The organism is Paraburkholderia sp. BR13444, from assembly GCF_040948755.1.
Classification (GTDB): domain Bacteria; phylum Pseudomonadota; class Gammaproteobacteria; order Burkholderiales; family Burkholderiaceae; genus Paraburkholderia; species Paraburkholderia youngii.
In genome coordinates this window covers 1-23,407 of the sequence record NZ_JBFPKM010000013.1, presented here as the reverse complement: position 1 = coordinate 23,407, position 23,407 = coordinate 1, and the positions used below count along the sequence as shown (strand labels likewise).

The following is a 23,407-nucleotide window of genomic DNA, read 5'->3' as shown; positions in this document are numbered from 1 at the left end:
CTCACCCTCCAGATGGGGCCGGCGCACCCGGCTCTGTGTTCGGCTCGAAGCCGGTCACCATGAATCCCGTACCGTTGATGTAGCGGTTCTGCGGCGTCAACGCCTGCTTCACGAAGTCGTATCGAAACAGCACATGCCAGTACACAGTCTTGTTGTCGCCGTTGCCGTCGTTGTAGGTCGCGAACGTTGCTTCGGCCTTATGATCGTCCCGGTCGAGAATCCGCACGCGAACGTCCTTGACCCGGCGCACAGTCGTCTCGGCGATGCTGTAGTACGGGTTGTCTTTGTTCTTCGCGTCCATCTCGTGGTTAAAGCTGTCCGCCACGTTCGATGCAGAATGCAGCCTGACGTAATCAATATGGTCCTGGCGAAACGCGCGATCGAGCGTGTAGCGTTCCGTCACGTAACGGGCAAGCTCGCTTTCGATCACGGCATCTTTCGAACTGAGCACAGCAGGTGTGCCGATCTCGCTTTTTGCAACGTGGTTGTGCGTGTCAAGGGTGAGCACCACGGGTGGCACATACTCCTGATTAGCCTTGTCGTAGGCCATCGAAGCCAGCGCAAGGCCCGCGATCGGCCACGCTACCAACGCAAGCAGATATGCACGATTCCGGGATAGGCGAATCGCTTCATAGGATTCGGCTGGCGGTGCGTCAGGCGCAGACGCATTCCGTGCCCTGGATGATTTCTGAAGAATCGCGCTCACCATTGACCTCCATCAGATGCGTCGCTTGAAGGCGCCGTTCCGCCTGGGCCGCCCGGTTGCCCGGCACCCGATGGGCTCGACATGCTTGAAGGGCTCGTAGTGCCACCCGCGGAAAGCGCCCGCTCGATCCTGGCAAGCTGGTTGCCGTGAGCAGTTTGAGTATTGCTGATACTGGTCAGCGCATTCGTTGCGCCCGGATTTGCGCCGGCACCGCCTCGCCCACCGCCGGAAAACTTCGACATGATCTGGGACATCATGAAGCCACCAATCATGTCTGCCATGCCACTGCCGGCGGCGCCGCTCGATGTCAGGGCGGACGCCAGGGGGCGAATGGTAAAGGCCATGAAAAGCCCTATTGCGCCGGCGATAATGATTGCGGCGAAGGCATCCTTCGACGTCATCGCATTGGGATCCATCTTCGAGACAAACTGGTCGGTGATATCGAAGCTGAATTTCACGATGACACCAAGCAGGATTCCGACCAGTGCGAACTTCGCCATCGCCGCGAACCAGCTCATGCCGAATCCACGCGTGCTATTCCACATCAACGTCGGCACGAACAGCGGGAACAACAGCATCGTGACCGCAAAGCCCATGTCGGACCCAACCTTCAAGACCAGCGCGATCAGGACCATTGCTGAATTGACGATCTGCAAAAGTAATCCGAGAAGAACGATGCCAATGTTGAGCATCGACTGCTTCATCATCTGGCCCGATGCATCTGAAAACTTGTTGTAGTCGTTCTCCAGATATTGCGTCATTGACTGCCCACCCATCAGCGCACTTACGGTGTCGTCGCGCAGCTCCTGGAATGAGTGAAAGATCTGTCCGGCCAGCCCGCCCCAGTTCAATGCTGCAAACACGAACATGATCGTGAGCAGCATCCTCACCAAAGGCCACACGTCCGCTGGATCGCGCCCGGAATGAACGCGGATCACCTTCACCGCTACCCAGATCATCGCGAGGTACAACGCGGGTTGCGTGACTGCGTGCCCCAGCACCGGGTAGTTGGTAGAAAGAAACGTTTCCGTCCGCGACGGGATGCTGTCGAACAGCGTCTGGATGAATTGATCTACCGGATCGGCCATGTCACTTGCTCGCGCCGAAGAACCTATCGTTAAGCGCCGCGGCGGCGGCCGTGCAATCCCTTGCTTCCGGCGTGTCGGCTCCGACTCCGACACCCTGGTTCTTGCATTCAGCCAGTCGCTGCTTCATTTCGCCCTGGTGCGCGAGGTAATACGCTTCCGTCTTCGGCTCGAACGCCGGCGCGGTCTGTGCTGGCGGTTCGCCAGCGTTGCCAACCGAGTGACTGGTTTGAACGACGTAAAGGCGAACGAACATAAGGCCGCATCCAACGACTACGGCGGCCGCGAGAAAGTACCAACCAAGTTTGACTGTCTGCCACATATGCCTGTCTCCAGTTTCAATCACCCGTGCACCGGCAGGCCCACGGCGCTCCCGTTACGCCTGCTGCCCGATCGGATGAAAATCGCACGCGCACGGCGATTTCGATATCGCGCCGGAATGCGCACAACCGGCGAGACACGTGGCCCCGGCGATCAGAAGGTAAAAAGCGATGCGTCGCATGTCGATCCTCACTTCGATACGTTCTGAAAAAACTTCTCGCGTTCTGCGGTGGCCTGGTTACTCCCGTTGAGCTGGTTCGCCGTCAGATTCGCGTTGATGGCCTGCAATTTCGTCTGCGCGGACTGGGCCATCCCCAGTTCAGCCGACATGCGGTTCTGCAGATCGGCTGCATCCTTGACGTTCTGCGTTGTGTCGACCTGCTGCGACAGGTTCTGGAAGTTACGCAGGTGCGTTTGTGCCTCGTCGTACAGCGACTCTCCGCCGGCCAGTGCCGAGCGAACCGAGTCGGTACTCATTTTGTAGTTCGCGCCCTCGCCCTTGTCCGCGAAGTCATCGGGTGACATCGTGTTCATTACCTTTTCATACGTCGCCTGTCGGCTACCGTAGATGCCGCTCTTCTGCTGCGATACAACGTCCTGCCAGCTGCCCGGCACAATGGACGACGCGTCAATTGCATCGGTCAGCCCCTGCCCACCCCGCCCGTACGACCCGGTTACCGCGCCGTATTGCTGCTTGAGCGTGTCGTATTCCTGCTTGAGCTGAGCGAGTTGCGCGGCCAGCGCTGTCCAGGTCCCGGCATCGCCAACCGGAACGCCCGTTGCGAACGCTGACGTCGATATGGCCATCACTGCGATGGCCGCTACGAATGGTCCTTTCATTTCTGCGCCTCCACTTCCGGTTGTAAGGTCGATTCCGTCAATCGCGCTGCGCTCCCTGGCTTGCCCATCCAGTACAGCCTGATGCCTCGCGACCACGACCACGCATACACAAAACAAAGCGCGAGCACGCCGTACTGTTGCGATTCCCACGCCATCCAGAACCAGAAAGGTTGCCCTGCAAGCCCACAGATACAGGCCCACTTACGCCAGTGTTCGCGTCGGTCCTGCGACAGGAAAATGCTCGCCGCACCGAGTACACCAATTGCAATCTGTCCGATCACAGGTTCGCCTCACCACTCAACTCAAAGGTTGTGCGTCCGTTCAGATAGCGCACGTTTCATGAACACTGGAACCCATCGGCTCGGGTCCGTTGTGCCCAACTCAGCGCGGACACGATTCATCAGCTCAACCGACTTGTCATTCGACGACAGCACGGCCACGAGCTCAGGCATGTCGGACATATCAAACGAGGCGCGTACGCTGACTCCGCTGCCCTTCTTGATAAGTACCTTGTAGTCAGTAGGCGCAGCGCGCTCGATGAATTCGAACTCGCTCTGCGAAAAGTCCAGGTTATCGACGTAGTCCCGTCGATCTGCCTTGTCATTCGCGAAATAGAAGCTCGTCACCGCCTGATTCCTGACGGCCGCCACTGGCCGATAGAGAGCGCTCGGCTCGGGCGTAATGAAGAGCGTCACGCAGTTGCGCCGACGAAATGTCTCGCGATACAACTCGACCTTCTGTTGCCAGAACGGATTGCGAATGTACGTCTGGGCTTCGTCCCACACGATGATCGCGGGCGACCCGTCAAGCGACTGCTCGATACGGTGTGTCAGGTAGTTGAGCAGGATGGGAAGCTCTGGCCTTCCCTCCTTGTCTTTCATGAGCTCCCGCATTTCGTAGCGGTAGTGACGATGCGTTGTCACATCAAGCGTGTCGTGTTCGTTGTCGAAAACCGCAGCATTCGCGCCATCGCCATGCCACACGGCAATCGCCCGATACAGGTCCGAATTCTTCGCGCCGAAACGCCAGGCCAGATTCCTCAGGCGCCGGTCATCGAATTTAGTCTTGCTATCATCGAAGTTGTCATTAACCGCCGTGGCAATGCGTTCGATATCGTCGACCGTAAGCCTGTAGCCGTAGCACGTCGCCATCATCTGCAGCAGCTCGCGCAGCATCGCGCGGTTCCGTTCCGTGTCGGGCATCTTGCAGGGGTTGCCAAGGGAGCGTGACAGGCTGAGTACGATGTCGGCACCGTTCATTGCCTGCATGAACACGGTCGCGCCGTTCTCACGGTCAAACCAGTGCACCCGGGGTTCCACCTTATCGGCCTGACTGGTAACCATCGCGACAAACAACGTCTTGCCCACCCCCGTTTTCGCCGCGAAATTGCCATGCCCGGGCACCATCCCGGCGCGTTCCTCATGAAAGTTCAGGTAGTAGCCGGTCTGACCTTCAGTCGGCAGGACCATGAGGCATTCGCCCCACAGGTTTCCGTCGAAACGCCCTTGCGGAAAGCTGTGCAGCGATGCAAAGGCGGCAAACTGGATCGTCTCCACCTTGCCGACCCGGCCGTTGTGCCGCTTTCTGGCACCCGGTATCTGCGACCAAACGGCGCGCTCCATTCCGGTCGTCTCAACAACCGGTTTCACGCCCCAGCTCTTGAAGCACTCGCCCGTCTTGCCCACGGCATCATCCAGCGCTTCAAGCGCCTTCAGCGCCGCCTCCTGCGAGCGCCCTTCTACCGGCACATGAACGAGGACGCTCATGTGGTGTGTGCCAAGAACCGCCTTGTTGGCAGCCTGTCGCATACGCAGTGCCGTAATTTCCGCAGACATACCGGCAGTCGTCCGGTCGTGCGACAGTCGCGCCTCACTGGTCGACGTCGCCATGCTCGCGTCAAGCTTGTCGATCGGGAAAAACTTCTGCGTGACGATCAATTCGGCGGGCAACCGCTGAAACCGGTCTGCCATCCCGGCGACAGCGCCATCGGGCCAGCGCGACATGGCCAGCACCTGTCCGATGCGGCGATGGTTGAGCCCGTTGATCTCAAAAACGTCTTTCCCCAGGATCGGGTTGCGCCCGAAATGCAGATACGAACTCGCGATCGCCTGGGCCAGGTTGTATGAGTCAGCCAGCACGGGGCCGTCTTCCTGGGTGAGCAGATAGCGGAGGAAACGCGCGATCTCACAACAGGGTCCGATTTCCGTCTCGACGCGCCCCAGCCGGCGAGGGGCGTAGTGTGTCAACGATTTCATCAGCGAGTTGACCTTCTCTTCAAGGTCACGCGCCTGCCGCGACTCCGTTTCAAGCTTGTCGCTGGCGCCGGATGGATTGAACGCATTGAATACGCGATCGAGCCGCCCCACTACCCCGCTGTAGTGCCGGTAGCGCACGATGGCAATATAGATTTCGTGCTGATACAACGACCGCGTCTGAAACCCCGCTTTCAGCTTTTCATTGAGGAAATTCGGAAACCAGTTCGAATACTTGCCGGCTGGCCACCGGTTGGCCTTGCGCCGGATCTCGTACACGTAGATGCCCACATTGCTGTCAGCGATCGACTCCAGCGCGGTGTTCCGCTGATGCTTGTACGCATCGACGCCGGTGTCATCGAGCATTTCCGCGTAGAGACCCTGGAGACGCACAATCTGCACAAGTCCGCTGTCGAGCGAGCGCAACGTATGGCCGTTGTAGTACGCGTTCAGGCCAAAAGGGAGTTCGCGCGAGGCGTGCAGATCAGCCACATCATCCTTGTCTGACTCGCTCCGCTGAACGAATGGCGACGCGCCGAAATGCCGATCAAGAAAGTCACCGAGGGGCATAGGTCTTCGCTCCGCCCCAGTATTTGAGGCTACGTGGCTTTGCCGTCGCGCCAAAGCTCTGATACGCGACCGAGAACGCGAACATGTCTTTCGCGGTAATCAGATAGGAGCCGATGACCAGAAAGGGCACGGCGAGCATCACCGGCCACCATTTGAGGAACATGAAGACAACCGCGGGCAATACGAACGAGCCGAGGAACAGCTCAGCCAGGCAGCCCCATATCATCCAGGGTTGCACCATGCCTTTCGGGATTTCGTGTACTTCACGCATGACCTCACCTCAGATCTGCGAGGAAGCGACCGAAGCCGCATAGCGGACGATGGAAGGGACCGCGAAGAATACAAATGAGCAGATAACCGCGATCACGGCACCCTTCATCGGAATCCAACCCTTCGGCACCCCGAGGACACAGATGCCGAGAATCGCCATGAAGACATAGGGACCCGCGTCGACGAACAACCAGCTAACGAAGTCGCGAACCAAGCCAGTGCCTGTGCTGTAATCCATCGCATAGGCGTATTCGGGGAACAGCGCAGCAACGAACAACAGGGCTAGCGTGACCGCCGACTTTGTTTGCGAGCGAGTCAGCGAGGGTGGCTTGCTAAGCAAGAAGTGCTGAATTGCAGGGGCGGGCGTGACCGCGCCTATAATGGCGGTAGCCATAGTTAGTCCTCACAGGGTTGCGAAATGGTTAGGTTGGTGTCAGTGTTGGTAGCATCGACATCAACCGCTCGTATCGCTCTCCGGGTACCATCAACAACCTGGCCGAATCGCGATGCGAGCCGAATTAATCTCCTTCTGACACCTCCTCGTGTCGCGACGTTGGCGACGCCGGCGCATTCGATGCGCATCCCTTGCAGACCGCCTCATCTTCTAGTTCGGCCCGACGAGTACGCAGCTCAACAACCAGCTGCGCATTTTTCGACCGCGCCTCCTGCTTTGCTCGCTCGATGAGCCACTCATTTAGCTCTCGGGGGAGTCGACACTGCGAGCGAACGATGTCACCCATTCCCTCTCCTCTAGTGCTTTTTAGTCACTATTGTATAGTGACACTGTGTCACTATATTCCAGCGCCACCATAGTGTCAAATGTCACTATGAAAGACAGCTACCGCTCACAATTCCGGCTACCGTGGTCCCTCTACTACCAGTTGAAGGAATCCGCCACGAAGAATCGGCGCCCACTCAACGCTGAGCTGGTCGCTCGTTTGGAGTCGACCTATCCCCAGCTCAGCGTTCGCGACGATACAGATGTCGACGAAATGCGTGAAACCGTCACTACAATGTCTCTCGCCGAGCTCATGACCCCAGACGAGATAACGATGTTCGCCGAACGCATGCTCGCTATTGCCGCACGCAAGCGCACTACTAAGACAACACCGTAGTGACACTTTCCGGCAGATGGTGTGACGAATTCAAGAGGCCTACTTAGCCTTGCTACCGCCAGCGTTTTGTGCTAGTCGTTTGCGTTTGACAGCCTATGGTTCATGACCGAGAACCAGAGCGGTGGAATTAACGCCAGACCGAACATGTGCAGATAGCCGCCAGGAAGCGCTCTCCCGGTGTGAACCAGGCGATCATAGGTACGCGTCTGCTCTAAATGGTGGTGAGTGTGAAGACCGTTATTTACGAATAACCGGTTGGACAGCCAGAAATTAACATCCCACGCGACCTGATTTTCCAATTCATCAGGACTGCCACACAGGCCATAGTGCTGCAGATAGCCAACCGTTTCTACGACGAAAATGGAGACTATGCCTTGCCCGACGTAGAATACGACCCCATGCCAGCCGGCGAACCACGCGAAAAGAGCCGCTACCGCTACGCTGACCAGGACGATTTGCAGGAGCCGGCTTTCCCTCCAACCGCTAGCCTGGCGCACCTCGTAAGCGATAGCGGATCTCAGCGCCGAGAAAAAGGAACGGCCGACGTGACACCAAACCGACAGGCCAACATGGGCCGTTGAGCCGAATCGCGGATCGCCGACGTGACCATGGTGGAGTTGATGTACGACTCGGTAGTGAGGGTATCCAGCGACGGCTAGCGCAACGTCGGAGATCAACTTGGACCGACGCCCGCCCCGGTGCAATACCTCATGAATGTGCGCCATCGCAAAAGCACTCAACACCCCGGAGGCAATCACCAGTCCGGCAAACTCCAGCGGTCTCGCGCTCATCGCTCTTTCGAGGGCAACAAGCATCGCGACGCCCCACACGCAAATGTAAGTGACCGGAACCACGGGCCCGATCGGCGCTTGGCTTGCCCTCTGGTTTGTGCCCCCCACGTCCTGCCCGATAAGCGCGTCAGCGGCGGGAACCACCGCAACCAAGAGCAGCAAAAACGTCCAAGGATGCCGGCAAGAGAACAATGCCGCCGCAGTCGCTGGTAGTAGCGTCGATAGCCAGAACCCGCCCTTACTGTTGTGCAAAGATGTCATTTTCTTCCGCAAACCGCACCGCCGCGGTAATGTGCGAAACACCAATCTTTTCGTTGATCCGCCGGAACTGCCTATAGACAGTTGTGGAAGACACATTCAACTCGTCGGCGATCGCACCCGCATTGAAGCCAGATCTGACGAATCCAATCAACTGTACGTCCTGGTGCGAAAGGCCGCATTTTCTGATCGCATCTTCTCGCACTGCTCGCGATGACCAATCGAGAAGCTCCAGTGCCAAGGCCCGGAAAAACGCTCTCCCCTCCCTGAGTTTCGGCTCACCTTCCTCGGGCTTCGTGCTCGAGCCGAGGTAGAGAGCTCCAATCCGCCCTTTCTCGCTAGCGTGTGCAGGAATGAGGAATGTGCTGAAAAACCCGTGTTCCGCGGCCACTTCAAGCATCCGCTTTTGCCCAGCAGTCCGGACTGGCAACTCCGATCCCAACACTGGCGCCGTGTTCGATCGTGCGTAATCGAGACAAGGGTCCGTCAGATACCATCGGTTCGCGTTGTACAGTTGACACCATTCAGGGCGACATCCGATCAGGAATCGATGGGTGGAACGACTAGCTGAATGATCCGTAGGATGCAACGAAACGAACACAAACCATTCGGCCCCCTTCGATCGGATCGCGTCTCTAACAAGCGGTATCAACTCCAATTCATCCGCTGCGTTTATAACGGCATCAAAGCTCAGTTCCATTACGATCGATCCGTCTAGATTACGTCACTAACCCCATCCGCCCAGACAAGGTTTCGCACTTCCATATAAATTGCCCGCATCACCGAATGATGTGGGTCCGAAAGCACGAACTTTTCAAACTCGCCTTTTGATGAAACCGGCAAAATCTGAACCAGCATCAGTTCGTCACCCTGAATCAGATACCTTTCCGCAATGAAACCGCTTGGCACCTGATAGAGGCGAATGCCCACCTTCTCGACATCGGCGCTAACAGCTCGCTCATAGACAAGGTTCTTCATAATCCTCGCCTTCGATCTCGGGGCGATGTCCACACGCACGACACGTCCTATTCTTGACTTCATGCTCAGACAGAGACGAAATCACATTGTCTGCCACACATCTTTCGCACTCGAAGATCGACACGAGAAATTCCGCGTGGCAGACTTCGCACCTCATCCGATGGACGTCGTTTTCCTGCAAGACTTCCCATCCATCATCGCCGTGATTGGCCCCACAAGAGGGGCACACAATGCTGATACAGTCGCTCATAATTCCCAATCCAACAAATCTCATCACTCCGGCGAATCGCCCGGCCACTTCCTGCGCCCGAGTGCAACGCCAGCCTTCACCCAGCCCGAGCCCGTGCTGGATACGTATCGCGCGGTCGACTCGAACGCAGTCTTTGCACGTAATTGACGAACCGGTCTATCTCAGACTCGGCCATCCCGAGCCACGCGAATCGTATGGTCCCGGGCTCCCACGGGAAAATTAATTCGCGATCGATGCCGTGATGTTCGAGATACTGAAAGAACACGGACAGGTCATCGTCCTGCAGCTGCTTCAGCCACGTTCGCAGGCGCTGCAACTCCTCGCCAGTCAACTCCGCCGGCGACGTGTTTAGAACGCTCAATGCGAAACGAGTTGGGCAAGGCTCTCGCGGGACGTAGTAAAGATCGCAGTGGTCCTGGTGCGCTGTGCGGGGATCGGCGCCCAGTATGGGTAACGAAAGCCCCTGTTCCTTTGCATCCTTGGCGCGCTGAACCCACGGCCGATCGTCAGGGGATGTTGGCCAAATGCGTTTCAGGTCATCAGCCCGGTACTTCTCGCGGGACTCCCAGATCTCACGCAGCTCGCAGTACTCTCTCGATTGAGAGATCCGGTAAGCCGCATCGACAAGCGGGCTGTCGTGCCAGTGAGCGAGCGGCCTGGTGCGTTCCGTTGCATACATTCGCTGATGGTCATCTTCCAGATTGACGCCCGACTCTTCGAACAGTCGGCGAAATAGAATCAGTGATTTGCGGAAATACTGGGATGCGCCATCTGACTGCGCATACAGGCGTTCGGGAAATGTTTGAGCGTTATCCGGTGCGACATGGCCATTAGCCGCGTCTGTAATGCCGGTGACAAGCCAGAAAGCATAGTGCGGGAAAAGACGCGCCAGCGCCTCGATCATGTCTGGCGTGGGTCGTTGTCGACGATGAAACACCTTACGCCAGCGCTGAACGGAAATACGGGTGTATTCCGTCAGCCGCTCCAAATAACCGCGACCAGGCTCGGGCCTCGGGAGCAGAGTACCGAACGCCCTGCGCAATGCCCCCTCTGGCCTTTCGTCTTCACCTGGCGCGAGGCGTGCCTGCTCATTCAGGAGCAAGATCATGCGGTCTTCGATCGTCGTGGTCATATTCCGAAGCAATCCCAATCAGTCAATCTGTCCCGATTAGATCAATTCATAAGATATGACCATACCCGTCCTCCCTTGGCCTCCACCAATTCAGTTACAAACGGAAACACGAAGAAAGGTACCAACCGGTACAACGCGGAAATTTTTCTGCGCGCTATGTTTCTTGCATGGAAGATATGGAAAATATGCCCTATCCCACCCGTTTCGCGTGTGGTTTTGCGCCGAAGCAGCGGCTCTAGCGAACTTGAGATAAGGGCCTTAGCCGAAGCGCTCAATGAGCGCAAGCGCTACGGCGCGGAGACTGTCTGGTGACAGTTCCGGCAACTCAATGACGGGCGCATCTTCAAGTGCAGGGTAACTGCGCCTAGTCGAACGCGCATAGGTGGGATCGTAGTGAGCGGCCATGACTCGCTCGAACAACTCGGGTATTCGCCGTGATCTGGCCATTTCCTGCCACACCTCGAACTCTTTTCCTCCGACATGGCTCCGTAGAAAGGCGAGCTTTGATACGAAGGCATCGGGATCTTGCTCAAAATGGTGATAGTCCTCTCGCCACAATATGACTCGCTCGGCCATCGGCGCTTTCACGCAGACAAGCTTGCCCTTCTTATGCATCGTTTCGAGCAGCGCTGGCGGTAGCTGTACGTTGCCAATCTTCTTGCTCTCTGCTTCCACCCACACCGGGCGACCGGGCGAGAAGGTACAAAGCTTCTGTTGCAGCAGGCTATCAAAGTATTTCTGCGTCGGCTGCGGCGTACCGGGTATCGCACCAATGACCGAGCCCCGGTGAGATGCGAGCGCCTCCAGATTCAACACCTGCGCGCCGGCGGCTTCGAGTTGATCTAGCAGGCGAGTTTTTCCACAACCAGTCGAGCCTGACAGGACCACATACGAGAGCTCGCGCGGCAGCGTTGCCAGTTGCTCGTTTACCCAACGTCTATAGCCCTTCCAGCCACCAGGCAGGCGGTCCACCTTATAGCCGATCGTATCGAGAGCATCAAACCAAAGGCGACTGCGCTTTCCGCCGCGAAAGCAATACACAAGCACCCGGCCATGACGTGGGCGGCCCGCAATTACGGTGTCAAGGTGACGCGAAATGTTTTTCAGCGAATAGGAAACGCCGATCAGATAGGCCCGCATTTTGTCGGTCCGATGCAGGGTGCCGACCTCGGCGTATTCGTCATTGCTGACTACGGGTAGGTTGATCGCCCCAGGGATGTGGTCTACGGCGTATTCGCGTTCGCTACGCGCGTCGATGATAAGATCGTAATCTTCGAATCGGTACATGCCCACCTATCCTGTAACTTTTGGCGTACGGCTAATGTACTCTATGCTGACCGGTTGGGACTCAACGCATCGAGAGATTAAGCGCTCACGATGTCGTTGTACTGAAGGCCTCCCGCGAATATCGGGCGGCTTCAAGGATTCCCTAGATTACCCGCGAACGCTCAAACAAACAGAGGGAATGGCACCGCCCGCATAGTTGGTGCAGCGTGGACGAAAAACCTCGCAGGCAGGGTCAGGAGAGTCGTTGGTGTCGTCCTGCACGACCGTCTCGTAGTCCTGTCGCCCGTAGAGAATGCCGATCGCAGAGACCTGCTCCCTTCGACGTCGAAAACTATCTCTATTCTCTTGCCGTATTCCGTGGCGCGCAGGCCCTCGCGAATGTCATCCATTGGATTCCCACGATGCGGAAACGTCCGCAACTCTTCGTAGTACGTAGTGATTGCGTTGGTATAGCGTTCCGCGGTCACCGGCTAGGCCGCGGCCGCAACCTAGCGATACAGCTCGAGCAGCGCGGAATTACTCCGCCGCGCCCGCGATCTTGGCGCGTAACCATGAGGTATAAGCCGTTCGCTCCAAGGCGTTCTTGAATGTCCCAGTTTCGGGCTGGTAAGTGTTTCCCTTGCCTCCCTCTGCCATGTATTCGCCGGCGAACTTTTGCTTCTCCTCAAGCGTCAACGATTTGATTTTCGCAGTCGTCCGGCGCGAACGGTCTTCAGCAGAAGTATCGTTCTCGGCAACTGCGGGGTGTATTAAAGTCGATTCGGTCTGCCCATTTCGCTGAGACCCCGCTTCGATGCGAGCGCCCTTCTCGAATACGGTCCTTGCGTAGCCCCCAGCATTTCCGCGAATCTGTTTGCTTTTCGCCTTCGCTTCGACATAAATGGCTGTCTGTAACGCTCGATCCGGTTCCTGCTGAATCCAACTTATAGCCAGCCTGTCTCCGACTCCAAGGAGAGTGAGTCGCTTGAATGCTTCGGAGCCCCGAATAGATTTTTGCTCTTCATCCTCCTGGTTGTCGTACATGGACTTTTGAGGATTATCTTCGACTAGGAAGCGTATCTGGACGACGCGTCTTGCCTCTCGCTTGTACTCCGGAGACACGATAATGTTCGAGACCTGATTGATCTCTTTAACGGCCTTTTTGATCACTTCGGCGGAAAAATGTTTGAACTCATCGTACATACTTGCATCTGCGCCGAGCAGCCGACGCCATGTTTCCACCGAGATCCACCCCGTCGATCCCGTTCGCTTGAATCGAAGACAGTTCTCGTAAAGGGCAAGCGCGTAGCCTCCGCTGAACTGCCGCTGAACGTTGATGTTGATGAGGGTGTAGATATCAGGATTCGCGAGCTTCCCGGCGAGCCAGTCGCTGTACTCGTAGGAGCAAATGCCATTCTTGATGCCGGCGTATGCGATGAGCGGCGACGCTTCCCAGTCCGTTTTTCCGCCATCGTGCAAAAGGTCGAACGAGATTGGTGTTGACATTACCTTCAGCAACGCACGCTTCAATGCATCGTGATTCTTGCTGTCGAAACCCAACATTGTACAAAGGATGCCCACTGGCAACGTGTGGCGCTTCTTCGTGAGTAGATCGTCAAACGCGTTGAGTAGCAGGACGTTGACGATCTTGCGCTCGAGCAACGACAGTTCACCGCTGACGTGAACTGTCGCAACGTGCTTTTTCAGTTCGCTAGGCGGAAGACCGAGCGGCTTAATGTTGGGCATGCACTCTCCATAAGACTTTCCGGATTCTAGGAGCTAAAAGTCATGCCGGCAACCGTCTCATACTGACTTTTGTTGTATTTCCGTTTGACGTTCCCCATGAACCCTGACCTTTCCGGAACGGATTGCGAACATCGGGAAAGGTCAGGGTTTGTGGGGACGCCCATTGCGGCAGCGAAAAGTCATATTTTGTGGGTAGCTTTCGGCAGGTGAGGAATCGAAAGGTCATGGTTTGTGGGGACCTTTGCCGATGTGGGTGACGGAAACGGTAAAAGTCAGGGTTTGTGGGGCGAGACGATCCTGTGGGCCAGCGGGATCTGGCTTCGGTATATCGCATGACGCCCTTCAAGGCTGTGACCGCGGGTCATGAAAGGTCAGGGTATGTGGGGAGAACTGAGTTCCGCGCATAACAGCGGCCCCACCGCCCCATACACCATGACCTTTGCGAGGGGGGGAAAATTAGAAAATGTAGGCCAATCAATAACTTGCTCTACGCACATGCGATCGCCCCATAGACCCTGACCCAACCCCATGAACCATGACCCTTCGCCCCATGAAAGCTGACCTAAAGGTCCTGCATCTACCCATAAACCCTGACCGACCGCCCCATAGAATATGACCTGACCTCCTGCAAACCCTTGCCTGGCAAGCATCCGACGGACGTAAACGTTTTTAAAGTCGTTGTTTCTTAAAGAACAACAAACAGGTGTTGTTTCTCGGACGGTTGGTTAAAGCAGAAAACCAGCGGTTCAACTCCCTCCGAAGGTCCGTCGATATATTGACGATCTAACGTGGTTTCTAGGAAAAGCCCGTCATGCTCCGGCACACGGGACTCGTAGGAGTTGGCAAATTGTCACGTATCACTTGCGCTCACCCCGATTAACCACTAAGCTTCCGCGAAATTCAACATCGGATGCTGCTTTCAGTTCTCTGTGTTGAATAAAACATGTGACGGTGGTCGTTACATCGATAAGGGAGCCGTTGATGAACACAGCAGTCCGACGGGCTGAAAAGCCACAAATGTCGATAAAGCTCAAGCATGCACCGAAGCCGATGCCACTCAGCGCAATCAAATCGATTGCGGATAACGCCAGTGGAATGCTCGTAGATGTTCGCGAAAGCATGCTCGCCCCTCACCCGCGCAAGAATCCCCCCGTGTTTACGACAGCTCAGGTCGGCGACTTGTGCCGGATTGACAGGCAACGCATGCATTATTTGTCGAGAACGGAGTCGGGCCTGCCTCAAGGCACGCTCCGGCATAGTCGTAGCCGGGAATTTACTCTCTCTGAGGCGCGCGTGTGGATTGACCGCATTGGCCCCTATTTGAAGCGGCCGACGGGAGTCAATGGGAAGAAGATCGCGATTGGCAACTTCAAGGGTGGAGTTAGTAAAACCACCACCGCCATGACGCTTGCACAAGGCCTTTCTTTGTTTGGTCGCAGAGTCTTGCTCGTCGATCTCGACCCTCAGGCGTCACTTTCGGCGCTTCACGGCATCTTGGCAGACAGTGAAGTCTCGGATGAGCAAACCGTGCTTCCCTTGATCTATGGCGATGAGGAAGACCTTCAATATGCGGTTCAGTCGACTTACTGGGACGGCGTGGATCTCATTCCGGCGAGTGCGGCATTGTTTGGTGCGGAATTCTTTCTACCCTTCAAGCAGTCGAAGGATCAGTCATTCCAGTTTTGGAATGTGCTGAACAGGGGGCTCGAGCCACTCTTGCCTGAGTACGACGTTGTCATCATTGATACGCCCCCTGCCCTGTCCTACTTGACCATCAACGCTTTCATGGCCGCAGACGGACTTATTGTCCCCACGCCACCGAGTGCGCTCGACTATGCGTCGTCGACACAGTTTTGGAATTTATTTTCTGATCTGTCCGAAAGCATGCAGCAAGTCGCGCCCGAGCTCGTCAAGAGCTTTGACTTTATTCACGTGCTGTTAGCCAAAGTCGATCAGAGTCAAGCCGCGACGCCGATCGTGCGTGACTGGATTAACAAGACCTACGAAGGTCTCGTTCTCCCGATAGAGATTCCCACGACGGCGGTTACTCAAACGGCCGCCGCCGAATTTGGCACGGTATACGACATCTCGCGTTACCAAGGAAGCTTGAAAACTTATCAGCGCGCGAGAGAGGCGTACGATCGATTCGCAGAAATCGTCGATCAGCAACTCGTCGCACTCTGGAACGTACATCAGGAGGCCGAATGAGCATCAAAAACAGTCTTGCCGCAAAGTCTGCCACGATTGGAACACTGCCGCGGGCCCCGAAAAGCAACGAAGACGCGCCGGGCAGGCCGAAGACAGCACCAGGTCAATTGATGGCCTCACTGCCCTTGCTCGCGGAAAAGGAAAAGGAACTACAGGTCGCGATCAAACGCATTGAAGAGCTTGAGTCGAACGGCAGTGCGTATTCGGAAGAGGTGGAAATATCGACCCTCGTGGAGGTGCCCGGCCGCCGACGCGTGTTATCACAACAAGAGTACGGTGAACTTCGCGCAAATCTCGAAGCTAACCCTCTTATTCACCCGATCGTATTCCGACCTCTGAGCGACGGTCGGAATGAGATCATTTCCGGGAACAACCGGGTAGCTATCTACCGGGACGATCTGAAGCGAACCAAAATCCGAGCGGTGCCTTTTACCGGAAGCGACACAGAGGTTGAGCTGGGAGCCGCGTTTTCAAATCTGCTTGCGCCATCGCTTCCTGATTTTGAAAAGTATCGACAATTTCAGCGCATTCAAGAAAATCTGGGTCTCACACAGGCGGACATAATCCGAGCGTCCGGCCTAGCGCAGAGCCACGTTGCACGAATTCTCGCGTTCGAGAATCTTCCCGTGGCAGCCAAGACGATGATTGCGGCAAAGCCGCATCGACTTGGCGGTACCGCGGCGGCCAAGCTTGCCGCTTTGGCCCAGCAAGGGCACGAAGAAGCGGTCACAAGGGCGATCAAGGCGTTGATGGATTCGGACGAAATGACTCAGGAAAGGGCACTGGCGCTCGCGACTCCGGTTCGCCCGAAAGCTCCGCGGCCGACCGCGACCACCATTACTGTGGGTCGGAAGAAGTATTGCGACGTTACTGTGCGAAGCGGAGTGATCGGCTTAAGGTTTTCGGGTAAGGACGGCGAAGCGCTGGCGGAAGAGTGGAGTGAGCGAATCGCAAGCTTCATTCGTAGCGAATTGGACCGTCAAGGCGATCCACCATCCAATTTGGATGTCCAGTAAAATCAATAGCTTAGGCGGAAGTCCAGAAAGTAGGGGCGCGCCATCCAAATTGGATGTCCCACAAAATCAGTAACTTATGCGGAAACTGCGGTCGCCCGTGCAGACGCATCCATGCTCCTCGCTCGGCTAGCCTGTGGCATCGCACCCCGATTGCATCATTTATACGACGGCCGCCATCCGCCTGAGCCTTATTTGCTGCACTAGACCGAAACACGCTGGGTGCGCTGCGCGTCAGTCAGTCTTGACTGTCAGCCCTTTGCAATGACAAAACACCTCAATCAACGCCAGATCATGGTGCCCACAAACCATGACCTTTCGTGGCGAGGCGGACGGTGAGTGGGACTCAACAGACCATGCGGGGCAGTCGTTTTGCAGCAGGAAATAGCTCCCTCTGCATCGTTCCCATGAACCATGACTTTTGAGTCTCGCAGATGAATCCGGTGGCCGCAGTGGCGATCCACGCGGTGGACGGCGGCAGGAAGTGCTCCGTAGCTTGCCGAAATCGTGCTTTCGCTGTGAGCCGTTCCAACCCCGAGAGCGCCCGTCTTTGCGGCCTAGTCATTGGCAGGATCTGTTGTTCAGCCCGATTGACCGCTATCGTGCAGGTCACCGTTGCTAGCGGTCGTCGCGCGTTGAGCAGTTGAGGTGGACGCGAGCATAGTGCTGGGTGGCGAGTGCGGGGGCAGCCCTGTCGTTGGAAATAGCCGAACGCCTCGTGCAGCAGCCGTTGCTTTTCCGCCTGCAGATAGATTGTTGTTGTCTGAAGGGACGCATGGCCGGGAATGCGCCGAACGACATCCAGTGGCACATCGTGGGCGCCTGCCTGAGTGCCGAACATGTGCCGGACCGCATGCGGAGAGGTACCCGCCAGCGACTTCAATTCATCGGCGGTCAGATCCGGCATCCACGAAATGAACCGTTTTTGCGCCGATTCCATCATCGTGTTGATGGAGTCGGGATGGTAGGGTGGAGGCTTCCGTCCGCATGCTTTTTCCGGGCGTACCTAGTTCTAGGAATAAACGTTGGGGCCAGCGGTCGGTCTCCCATCCCGGCATTTAAGTCGAGGCAGAGCTCGCGTGAGTGCGACCGCTGTCAGCGTGCACGGTCGCCGTGCTGACAGGCATAATCCGCTCCCGGCTACGCTTGCCGGTCGTGCACAGTTGCCAGATCGTAATCCCATCGTCGTTGAGCAATGCAGGTGACATTTCTCCGTGGCGAGGATTAGCCCAATACCTCGCGCCGAAGCCCAGAGTTGCCGCCCAGCAACAGGGCGACCCGCACGGCCTGCCAGTACGCGGCCTCCGGTGCCTCGCATGAAGATCCGAATGCGACGCCACAAGGTGGCGGGCGAGGCGCGGCCGACCTTCATCACGTCGATCCACTGGACAATGAGATGATAGGTCACGCCATCCCGCGGGTTAGCGGCGAGGTGTCGCATCTTCACCTGCCGGGCAAAGGCGGCACGCGCACTGCATACTTCTGCGTCTCACCGCTCAAAACTGCAGACGCGAAAGGCCGCCACCGGCCCGCTTCGCGGGACCTCGTCGGATCCACGGACGACGGACGGACATTCCGAGGAAATCTTTGTGTGCCGCGCAGTCGTCGACCAACGATGAACTGATTGGCTCACGTATGCTGACCGCCACAGCAAAGAGCGTTCGAGTACCTTCGTGTAGGCGCGCACGGCCTCGATCATCTCGCGGCGATGTACGGAATGGTGGTGCACCGGTCGGTTCCGTTTATGCCGGAGAGTGCGTGCCTGACGGGCCATGCGCTTGAGCGACACAGGCCCGCGCGACGGACCCTCGATAAACCCACGCTCGCTGGCGGCGCCGCAAAGTGATCGTCGACCGCAATATCTGCGTAGGCGCACCCGTCGTGCGCGACCGGTCCCGATGCGCGGTACAGCACGCTACCAGCTGCCGTCGCGCAACTTGCGAGAAGTCGACAAGATCGGCGACGGTGCCGATGCACCCGGCCTTTAGGCACCCAGCCAGCATCGGCCCGCCGCGTTCCCCGCCTGCGTTTGCGCGATGGCGCGCGCGCAGTCGCCTGTTCGACCATTTTTAGGCTGTGCGCCGTCAGCCGGAAGCTGTCGTGGGCTTTAGTCGAAGCCTTCAGGTGTCCAGCCAGCACGGGGGAGGCATGCACAATCGCCAGTTCCATCCGATACACCTGCATACGCCGCGGGTACGACTCTACCCAGCCCGCGGTGGGTTCGTTGCCGTTCTCATCTTGGGCGAAGTACAGGCGTGCGATGGTGGCGGGCGCTGTGCGCCGCGCAAAGGCGCGCAGCATCGGAATGTCGCTGCGCGCGTAGGCCCGCGTGAGGGTGATGGCGTGGCGCTGGTTAGCCATGCTGTTATCCGGGCATGTTCAAATAATTCGGTGCACTCAATTGCCGCTGCAGCCAAGCGTCGTCGGCCAGCGCGTGCGCGACGGGCGGGGTAACTCGCTGCCACCTGCACCGAAATGCATCGTCGGCCGACGGGCTTAACCACATGCCCATTCGGGTGCGGAGTTCCGCCTGTGGGGTAAGTTTTGTCAGTGTGAGCGACGCGCGAAAAATGGAAAAAATGCACGTCGCGGCCTGAAACCAAGCCGAGCAGGGCGCGTCCGCTTCTCGCACCGTTCGAGTCGCCCGACACGTGGACGGTTTCCCCTCGCGTGATTGCGTCGCGATTCAGTTGCGCCGATGGGGCATACACATCCTGGCTCTGACATTGACCTTGCGAATATCGAGCGGCCTTCTGCCGTGACCGCTGTTTCGCGCCCGCCGCTCGCGAGCACACGGCGGCGCCTAGCCGGTGCATACCATTACCGCAGCGTACTGCGCATCCGATGGAGTGCAGCCGTAGATCGCCCGTAGCTTCCGGTGCCGCAAAGCATGTTGTGTCGACGTCTGACTTTATCCGAGTGAGCGTGTCATCGCCCCACCGGTGTCATGCAGTCGCATCTGCAAGGTCTCCCAGCTTGTGGCTTCGCGAGCGAAGTTCCGATGATCGAGCGCGACAATCGCAGCGGCGGGAACGTAGAGATAGCGCCGACGCGGCGCGTTTATGGCGAGTGCTTCCAATTGCAGCACGACTTCGCGCGGCAGTCCCACCTCTTGATCCAGTGCAGGATGGCCCGAGATTGTGGTGGCCGCCTTGATTTGCTGCATGGCAGTCTCCGAGCACCGAAGGATGATGCCACGATCTATGTCGAACTGCCTCGCGCTACGGGGGCTGGATTCGGACTCCGAAATAAATGTTCCGCGAGAGAAAAAACCGTGGAGCCTCACTCGTGAAACAGGCGGACAAACAGGCCGATACTTGCAAGGCATTGTTTCACTGAGCTTATTTATGTTCGCCGCAGAAATGTTTCACGACAATCGGTCAACATCGGGCTTGCGACGGGCTCTGTGGGCGGCAATTTGACGTGCCGGGAGTGGTCTGCCTCGCCGCGGGTGGGTGTTGTAGTGAATGATACATTGTTTGTGGTGTTTTTTACGCCGAAGCCGGGCGACGGCGCACACCCTAACAGCGGAACGGGTAGCAGGGCGATTGCGCAGTCTCAACCAGCCACGACAGCACGCACGGTATCGCCGGGCTGCGTTTTTTACCAGAACTTTAGCATTGCGTTGAGGGTTCGGGGCGGCTTGGTCAACGGGAAGGAGCGGGCAGAATGGCATGGCCCCACAGCATGTAGCCCTTATATTGCTCGCTTTGCGTCAGCGTTCGACCTCGACCTCTGCGCGACGCCCACCTACGCGAAGTACATTGCCCTCAGGCGTGATCTGACGGGGAATGTCGTCGTAGCGTGGCTCTCCCGTGCGGTGCCCGACCGCGGCGACGGATGCCTGTGGGCCGGGCGCTGCCGCAACGACGCGGTGCTGCAGCTGGCTACGCCCGGTTCGCATACTCGCGCGCCGATGCTTCGGTGCCTTGCGGACCGGTTGTACCCGCTGCGTGTCGCCTCGCGCCTCAGGCGGATTCCACACTTCAACGTACCGGGCGCCAGCAAACGCGGGAAAAGCGATCGCCAGAAGGAACATGCCGTACCTGATTACCGTGCCCATCCTTTCTCCGATTCAAAGACGCTGCCATTGGACACTTGGTGCGTGCTCGCCCACGCACGCTCACGGGAGCCCGTTGCGGTGTCCGCCAATCTTCTCACGGCTGGATTACACGACCGTGCGCTCCTGCGCCGTAGGTCCCGTTCATTCGCCGCGCCGGCGTCGTCCTCCGGATAAGGTCTGCTCCAGTAGCACGGACTATCGCGGAAAGACGACGGACGGGGAGGGGCTCGCGACGCCAGAATCGCCGATCACGGGGAAGACCTCGCTAGAATAGCCGCACTGTCACACCTACATTTTCAGACAACATGAGTTCCAGGCGAGGCGGAGCAGGTGTTTCGCGGCCACGAAAGCACCTCACCAAAGCGATGTTATTGCCGATGGACCAGGCGTCGGCGCGGGAGCAATCATTGACCTCCCATCTTGCCCTGGTTGCCTGCCGCGACGGTCACGGCAACGGGCATCTGTTTAACGAGCTGATCCGAACCGTGTACCTCGCATGGTTTCTCCAGCAGGACGGTTACGGAAGCGAACCGGTTGGGCGGTTCAAGGCGGCAGAATACGCCGTGGAAGCGGCGCTGAAACTGGCCCATGCGGCAAACGAGTGGGTGCTCGCGAAAGACGCTGTTCCCGCTTTTGAGAGCCTGCTGGCGTTGCACGATGCGCAGCTCGCCGCCGTACCCCTGCACAAGATAATCAGCGCAGAACGCCGCCTCAGGCAATTCCTCGCCGGCACCGCGAGGTCACCTGTTCCGGACGTCGATCCGGATGGAATGTCATAGCAGCCTTTGCGGGCGGTCGCAAAAGGATTGCAGAGATCAATTCAGGATAACTGATCGTTCAGGGTTATCTTCACCCCGGAAAGCGATGTGCACGCTTTCTGTGCCTGCCGCGATCGATGCGCTGTCGCCGCATGAACCGAGGTGCTACGGATGCGCATTGGGATCGATACCCCTGGAGGCTTGTGCGCAGCACTGACCCTGTGTGGGCAGTCGCGCGAGCTTCTGGCGGATTCCAGATTTCCGTGTAGGTGCCAACCGCAGCCGTCGACGCAAGTGCCGCCATTAAAACGCCCGGTCCGATTTGCTTCACACGTTCTCCTTGCCTGCCTGCCGTTGCAGCCACTCCGTGCAACCTACACCCTGTCCGACGCATCGGGCATCACAGCCGGGACAGTAATACCGGTCGCGTACGTCTGCGTTGACGCGCCACACATTGTCGTTCGCCGGACTTGCGGTGCCAACGGTTCGACCATTTTCACAGGCGTAAAACGTCGCCTCACCGGCTTTGCCACGCCGGACCGCATCGTCGACACATGCGTCGCCGAAGGCATCACGCATGTCTGCCATGAACGCCGCCATCTCCGGCATTGGATGGCCATCCTTCCGAACGCGAGCATCCATGTTCAGCCCCCGATTAAAAGTGCCTGTTCACTATCCTAGAATTGCGTGTAGCATACTGTATAAATATACAGGCTTTTTGATGCACCATGCCCACCGCTACCGTTCCGGCTGAAGAAATACACCCGTCCCTGTGGCGGGCTTCCCAGCTCGCGCGTGGCCGTGAGCGGGTCGTGGAAACGGGCTACCCGGCGCTGTCCGCCGAGTTGCCTGGAGGCGGCTGGCCGGTCGGCGCGCTCGTCGACCTGCTGGTGCAGCAAGCCGGCGTGGGTGAACTCCGGTTGTTGCGTCCCGCGCTCAGTGCCGCCGGGGAGCGGCCGGTAGTATTTGTCCAGCCACCGCATACCCCAGATGGACTGGGCCTGAGCTACATCGGCCTCTCCATCGGGCAGGTGCTGCGGGTGAAGGCGCAGAAAACCGCGGATGCGCTCTGGTCGGCGGAGCAGATTCTGCGAGCCCGAAGCTGCAGCGCACTGATTTTCTGGACGCAGTACGCACAGGCGTCATCGCTTCGACGCCTGCACCTTGCGGCGCAGTCATCCGAAACACTTTTCGTGATGGTCAGGCCTCTTGCCGCAGCGCAGGACTCATCGCCGGCGCTGCTGAGGCTGGCTTTGAGACCATCAGCCGACGGGTTGACTGTCGACATTGTTAAACGACGAGGGCCCTCCCGCGCAGAGCCTCTATCGATTCCGCTTCAACCAACCCCAGTTCTGCTTTCCCGACATGCGCGTCTTTCTCGCCGTTCATCTGCCTACGCTTCAGCTAGAGGTATTCCGACCGAAGTGGTCGCCTGAGCCGCCTCAGGGCAGTGCTGTGCTCGAGAAAGACAAGGTGGTCATTGCCGACAGTGCGGCGCGCGCGGCTGGTATTCGCCTCGGCATGAAGCGTGGCGGGGTGCTAACCCTGTCACCCGAGACAGAGATGCACGAGCGCGATGTGGGCCGCGAGAGCGCGGCGCAGCGCGAGGTCGGCATCGCGCTAGTGCGTTTCTCTCCAGAAGTTGCGCTGCTTGATGAAGCGTAAGCGGTCAATTAACGACGCCCATCAGAGTTGTTGAACAGGGCAATAGACTTACCGCAGTTCGGCGGGCATGCACCAGGGAAGAAGCGCGGCGTAGTCGTCGACGGTCTGCGCGAGCGGTAG

Annotated in this window: 23 protein-coding genes and 1 pseudogene; 7 read left to right on the top strand and 17 right to left on the bottom strand. The window is 57.9% G+C overall.

The features are described 5' to 3' along the window. Position 1 precedes the first annotated feature (1 nt). Together AB3X95_RS29080 and AB3X95_RS29075 are read right to left on the bottom strand one after the other, a co-directional pair. A complete protein-coding gene (locus AB3X95_RS29080; protein WP_368593604.1) occupies positions 2-709 on the bottom strand; it encodes a type IV secretion system protein in 708 nt (235 codons plus the stop codon). Then, positions 703-1,794, bottom strand: a complete 1,092-nt coding sequence (locus tag AB3X95_RS29075) for a type IV secretion system protein (RefSeq protein WP_368593603.1) — start codon at positions 1,792-1,794, stop codon at positions 703-705. Before AB3X95_RS29075 ends, AB3X95_RS29080 begins: the two co-directional genes overlap by 7 nt. On the opposite strand from AB3X95_RS29075, the gene AB3X95_RS29070 reads away from it, so the two are divergent. Next, positions 1,793-2,320 carry a hypothetical protein gene (locus AB3X95_RS29070; protein WP_368593602.1) on the top strand — a complete coding sequence of 176 codons (528 nt, stop codon included), beginning with the start codon at positions 1,793-1,795 and terminating at the stop codon, positions 2,318-2,320. The two genes, AB3X95_RS29075 and AB3X95_RS29070, sit on opposite strands and share 2 nt — an antisense overlap. On the opposite strand, the gene AB3X95_RS29065 is transcribed toward AB3X95_RS29070, so the two are convergent. The 5 genes from AB3X95_RS29065 to AB3X95_RS29045 are packed head-to-tail and all read right to left on the bottom strand — an operon-like array spanning position 2,302 to position 6,438. Further along, entirely contained in the window at positions 2,302-2,952 is a 651-nt protein-coding gene (locus tag AB3X95_RS29065) for a type IV secretion system protein (protein ID WP_368623228.1), read from the bottom strand. The genes AB3X95_RS29070 and AB3X95_RS29065 overlap by 19 nt on opposite strands. Then, positions 2,949-3,233, bottom strand: a complete 285-nt coding sequence (locus AB3X95_RS29060) for a hypothetical protein (protein ID WP_368623227.1) — start codon at positions 3,231-3,233, stop codon at positions 2,949-2,951. Before AB3X95_RS29060 ends, AB3X95_RS29065 begins: the two co-directional genes overlap by 4 nt. A 21-nt stretch (positions 3,234-3,254) precedes the next feature. After that, positions 3,255-5,774 (bottom strand): hypothetical protein, encoded by a 2,520-nt coding sequence (locus tag AB3X95_RS29055; RefSeq protein ID WP_368623226.1) that lies wholly within the window; start codon positions 5,772-5,774, stop codon positions 3,255-3,257. Next, on the bottom strand, positions 5,761-6,045 hold the full coding sequence (locus AB3X95_RS29050) for a VirB3 family type IV secretion system protein (protein ID WP_179741880.1): 285 nt from the start codon (positions 6,043-6,045) through the stop codon (positions 5,761-5,763). The genes AB3X95_RS29055 and AB3X95_RS29050 overlap by 14 nt, the downstream gene beginning before the upstream one ends. A 9-nt stretch (positions 6,046-6,054) precedes the next feature. Next, positions 6,055-6,438: a mating pair formation protein gene (locus AB3X95_RS29045; RefSeq protein WP_368593599.1), complete on the bottom strand. Its 384-nt coding sequence runs from the start codon at positions 6,436-6,438 to the stop codon at positions 6,055-6,057. Between the two features lie 433 nt (positions 6,439-6,871). On the opposite strand from AB3X95_RS29045, the gene AB3X95_RS29040 reads away from it, so the two are divergent. Then, entirely contained in the window at positions 6,872-7,159 is a 288-nt protein-coding gene (locus AB3X95_RS29040) for an Arc family DNA-binding protein (RefSeq protein WP_368593598.1), read from the top strand. A 71-nt stretch (positions 7,160-7,230) separates the two neighbouring features. On the opposite strand, the gene AB3X95_RS29035 is transcribed toward AB3X95_RS29040, so the two are convergent. The 6 genes from AB3X95_RS29035 to AB3X95_RS29010 all read right to left on the bottom strand — a co-directional run bounded on the left by AB3X95_RS29035 (position 7,231) and on the right by AB3X95_RS29010 (position 13,580). After that, on the bottom strand, positions 7,231-7,950 hold the full coding sequence (locus AB3X95_RS29035) for a fatty acid desaturase (RefSeq protein ID WP_368593597.1): 720 nt from the start codon (positions 7,948-7,950) through the stop codon (positions 7,231-7,233). A gap of 238 nt (positions 7,951-8,188) precedes the next feature. Further along, positions 8,189-8,908: an autoinducer binding domain-containing protein gene (locus AB3X95_RS29030; protein ID WP_368593596.1), complete on the bottom strand. Its 720-nt coding sequence runs from the start codon at positions 8,906-8,908 to the stop codon at positions 8,189-8,191. Between the two features lie 14 nt (positions 8,909-8,922). Then, positions 8,923-9,186 carry a hypothetical protein gene (locus AB3X95_RS29025; protein WP_368593595.1) on the bottom strand — a complete coding sequence of 88 codons (264 nt, stop codon included), beginning with the start codon at positions 9,184-9,186 and terminating at the stop codon, positions 8,923-8,925. Between the two features lie 326 nt (positions 9,187-9,512). After that, complete coding sequence (locus tag AB3X95_RS29020; protein WP_368593594.1) at positions 9,513-10,568, bottom strand: hypothetical protein; 1,056 nt, start codon at positions 10,566-10,568, stop codon at positions 9,513-9,515. A gap of 258 nt (positions 10,569-10,826) precedes the next feature. Beyond that, complete coding sequence (gene mnmH, locus AB3X95_RS29015; RefSeq protein ID WP_368593593.1) at positions 10,827-11,855, bottom strand: tRNA 2-selenouridine(34) synthase MnmH; 1,029 nt, start codon at positions 11,853-11,855, stop codon at positions 10,827-10,829. Positions 11,856-12,371: 516 nt separating this feature from the next. Beyond that, positions 12,372-13,580 (bottom strand): replication initiation protein, encoded by a 1,209-nt coding sequence (locus AB3X95_RS29010; protein ID WP_368593592.1) that lies wholly within the window; start codon positions 13,578-13,580, stop codon positions 12,372-12,374. A gap of 981 nt (positions 13,581-14,561) precedes the next feature. Between AB3X95_RS29010 and AB3X95_RS29005 the strand changes: the two genes are divergently transcribed. Both AB3X95_RS29005 and AB3X95_RS29000 read left to right on the top strand, forming a co-directional pair. Continuing rightward, positions 14,562-15,788 (top strand): ParA family protein, encoded by a 1,227-nt coding sequence (locus AB3X95_RS29005; RefSeq protein ID WP_368593591.1) that lies wholly within the window; start codon positions 14,562-14,564, stop codon positions 15,786-15,788. Beyond that, on the top strand, positions 15,785-16,804 hold the full coding sequence (locus AB3X95_RS29000; RefSeq protein ID WP_368593590.1) for a ParB/RepB/Spo0J family partition protein: 1,020 nt from the start codon (positions 15,785-15,787) through the stop codon (positions 16,802-16,804). The genes AB3X95_RS29005 and AB3X95_RS29000 overlap by 4 nt, the downstream gene beginning before the upstream one ends. A 343-nt stretch (positions 16,805-17,147) precedes the next feature. Here the strand turns inward: AB3X95_RS29000 and AB3X95_RS28995 are convergent, their stop codons facing one another. The 3 genes from AB3X95_RS28995 to AB3X95_RS28985 all read right to left on the bottom strand — a co-directional run bounded on the left by AB3X95_RS28995 (position 17,148) and on the right by AB3X95_RS28985 (position 19,967). Then, positions 17,148-17,744, bottom strand: a complete 597-nt coding sequence (locus AB3X95_RS28995; protein ID WP_368593589.1) for a tyrosine-type recombinase/integrase — start codon at positions 17,742-17,744, stop codon at positions 17,148-17,150. A 752-nt stretch (positions 17,745-18,496) separates the two neighbouring features. Further along, positions 18,497-19,162, bottom strand: coding sequence for a hypothetical protein (locus tag AB3X95_RS28990; protein ID WP_368593588.1), 666 nt, complete (start codon positions 19,160-19,162; stop codon positions 18,497-18,499). Between the two features lie 550 nt (positions 19,163-19,712). Then, positions 19,713-19,967 carry a hypothetical protein gene (locus AB3X95_RS28985; RefSeq protein ID WP_368593587.1) on the bottom strand — a complete coding sequence of 85 codons (255 nt, stop codon included), beginning with the start codon at positions 19,965-19,967 and terminating at the stop codon, positions 19,713-19,715. A 1,304-nt stretch (positions 19,968-21,271) separates the two neighbouring features. Here AB3X95_RS28985 and AB3X95_RS28980 point away from each other — a divergent pair. Continuing rightward, positions 21,272-21,643 (top strand): hypothetical protein, encoded by a 372-nt coding sequence (locus AB3X95_RS28980; protein WP_368593586.1) that lies wholly within the window; start codon positions 21,272-21,274, stop codon positions 21,641-21,643. A 306-nt stretch (positions 21,644-21,949) separates the two neighbouring features. Here the strand turns inward: AB3X95_RS28980 and AB3X95_RS28975 are convergent, their stop codons facing one another. Beyond that, positions 21,950-22,264, bottom strand: coding sequence for a hypothetical protein (locus tag AB3X95_RS28975; protein WP_368593585.1), 315 nt, complete (start codon positions 22,262-22,264; stop codon positions 21,950-21,952). 86 nt (positions 22,265-22,350) lie between these two features. Here AB3X95_RS28975 and imuA point away from each other — a divergent pair, with 86 nt between their 5' ends. Together imuA and AB3X95_RS28965 are read left to right on the top strand one after the other, a co-directional pair. Next, positions 22,351-23,058 (top strand): translesion DNA synthesis-associated protein ImuA, encoded by a 708-nt coding sequence (gene imuA / locus AB3X95_RS28970; RefSeq protein WP_368593584.1) that lies wholly within the window; start codon positions 22,351-22,353, stop codon positions 23,056-23,058. Then, positions 22,988-23,284 (top strand): annotated as a pseudogene (locus AB3X95_RS28965) (DNA polymerase Y family protein); the annotation flags it as partial. The gene imuA and the pseudogene AB3X95_RS28965, both read left to right, overlap by 71 nt. Between the last annotated feature and the right edge of the window lie 123 nt (positions 23,285-23,407).

Excerpts from the sequence above, each read along its gene's own strand:
- AB3X95_RS29080 (WP_368593604.1), bottom strand. The coding sequence starts at position 709 with ATGGTGAGCGCGATTCTTCAGAAATCATCCAGGGCACGGAATGCGTCT.
- AB3X95_RS29070 (WP_368593602.1), top strand. The coding sequence starts at position 1,793 with ATGTCACTTGCTCGCGCCGAAGAACCTATCGTTAAGCGCCGCGGCGGC.
- AB3X95_RS29075 (WP_368593603.1), bottom strand. The coding sequence starts at position 1,794 with ATGGCCGATCCGGTAGATCAATTCATCCAGACGCTGTTCGACAGCATC.
- AB3X95_RS29065 (WP_368623228.1), bottom strand. The coding sequence starts at position 2,952 with ATGAAAGGACCATTCGTAGCGGCCATCGCAGTGATGGCCATATCGACG.
- AB3X95_RS29055 (WP_368623226.1), bottom strand. The coding sequence starts at position 5,774 with ATGCCCCTCGGTGACTTTCTTGATCGGCATTTCGGCGCGTCGCCATTC.
- AB3X95_RS29050 (WP_179741880.1), bottom strand. The coding sequence starts at position 6,045 with ATGCGTGAAGTACACGAAATCCCGAAAGGCATGGTGCAACCCTGGATG.
- AB3X95_RS29045 (WP_368593599.1), bottom strand. The coding sequence starts at position 6,438 with ATGGCTACCGCCATTATAGGCGCGGTCACGCCCGCCCCTGCAATTCAG.
- AB3X95_RS29040 (WP_368593598.1), top strand. The coding sequence starts at position 6,872 with ATGAAAGACAGCTACCGCTCACAATTCCGGCTACCGTGGTCCCTCTAC.
- AB3X95_RS29035 (WP_368593597.1), bottom strand. The coding sequence starts at position 7,950 with ATGAGCGCGAGACCGCTGGAGTTTGCCGGACTGGTGATTGCCTCCGGG.
- AB3X95_RS29030 (WP_368593596.1), bottom strand. The coding sequence starts at position 8,908 with ATGGAACTGAGCTTTGATGCCGTTATAAACGCAGCGGATGAATTGGAG.
- AB3X95_RS29025 (WP_368593595.1), bottom strand. The coding sequence starts at position 9,186 with ATGAAGAACCTTGTCTATGAGCGAGCTGTTAGCGCCGATGTCGAGAAG.
- AB3X95_RS29020 (WP_368593594.1), bottom strand. The coding sequence starts at position 10,568 with ATGACCACGACGATCGAAGACCGCATGATCTTGCTCCTGAATGAGCAG.
- mnmH (WP_368593593.1), bottom strand. The coding sequence starts at position 11,855 with ATGTACCGATTCGAAGATTACGATCTTATCATCGACGCGCGTAGCGAA.
- AB3X95_RS29010 (WP_368593592.1), bottom strand. The coding sequence starts at position 13,580 with ATGCCCAACATTAAGCCGCTCGGTCTTCCGCCTAGCGAACTGAAAAAG.
- AB3X95_RS29005 (WP_368593591.1), top strand. The coding sequence starts at position 14,562 with ATGAACACAGCAGTCCGACGGGCTGAAAAGCCACAAATGTCGATAAAG.
- AB3X95_RS29000 (WP_368593590.1), top strand. The coding sequence starts at position 15,785 with ATGAGCATCAAAAACAGTCTTGCCGCAAAGTCTGCCACGATTGGAACA.
- AB3X95_RS28995 (WP_368593589.1), bottom strand. The coding sequence starts at position 17,744 with ATGATGGAATCGGCGCAAAAACGGTTCATTTCGTGGATGCCGGATCTG.
- AB3X95_RS28990 (WP_368593588.1), bottom strand. The coding sequence starts at position 19,162 with ATGGCTAACCAGCGCCACGCCATCACCCTCACGCGGGCCTACGCGCGC.
- AB3X95_RS28985 (WP_368593587.1), bottom strand. The coding sequence starts at position 19,967 with ATGCAGCAAATCAAGGCGGCCACCACAATCTCGGGCCATCCTGCACTG.
- AB3X95_RS28975 (WP_368593585.1), bottom strand. The coding sequence starts at position 22,264 with ATGGATGCTCGCGTTCGGAAGGATGGCCATCCAATGCCGGAGATGGCG.
- imuA (WP_368593584.1), top strand. The coding sequence starts at position 22,351 with ATGCCCACCGCTACCGTTCCGGCTGAAGAAATACACCCGTCCCTGTGG.